Below are 521 nucleotides of genomic sequence, written 5' to 3'. Positions count from 1 at the left end.
AGGAGATATTATTGGTTTTACTTCTGTTAGACAAGATATTAGCGATAAAAAAAGAATATATGAGTTATCAATAACAGATGGACTAACTTCTTTATTTAATAGAAGATATTTTAATGAAATAGCTCAGACAATGATTGATAATAATTCAAGAAATAATGAAATATTTGCATTTTTAATTTTAGATATAGATAATTTTAAGAAATATAACGATACTTATGGACATCAAGAAGGTGATAGTGTTTTAATATCTGTTGCAAACTCTTTAAAAAATACTTTTAAAAGAAGTGATGATTATATTTTTAGATTAGGAGGAGAAGAGTTTGGAGTACTAATTAGTGCAAAAGAACTCTGTGATGTTATGCCTCTTGTTGATGCAGCAAGGGAAAATATCGAAAATTTAAATATTCCACATGAAAAAAACCCACCTAAAAATGTTCTAACTGCATCTTTTGGATTGACAATTTTAAAATCTAAAAAAGAGAGTTTTAACTTAGATGATATTTACAAAATCACCGATGACC

1 protein-coding gene is annotated in these 521 nt (G+C 26.3%); it reads left to right on the top strand.

Features of this window, described 5'->3' with window-relative positions; all coding sequences use genetic code 11:
• Positions 1-521 (top strand): GGDEF domain-containing protein (locus tag ACQY5W_RS13605; RefSeq protein WP_428025505.1); only part of this gene is annotated, 521 nt, incomplete at both ends.

It is taken from the genome of Arcobacter sp. (genome assembly GCF_050300555.1).
Taxonomy (GTDB): domain Bacteria; phylum Campylobacterota; class Campylobacteria; order Campylobacterales; family Arcobacteraceae; genus Arcobacter.
This window is presented reverse-complemented; position numbering and strand designations above follow the sequence as displayed.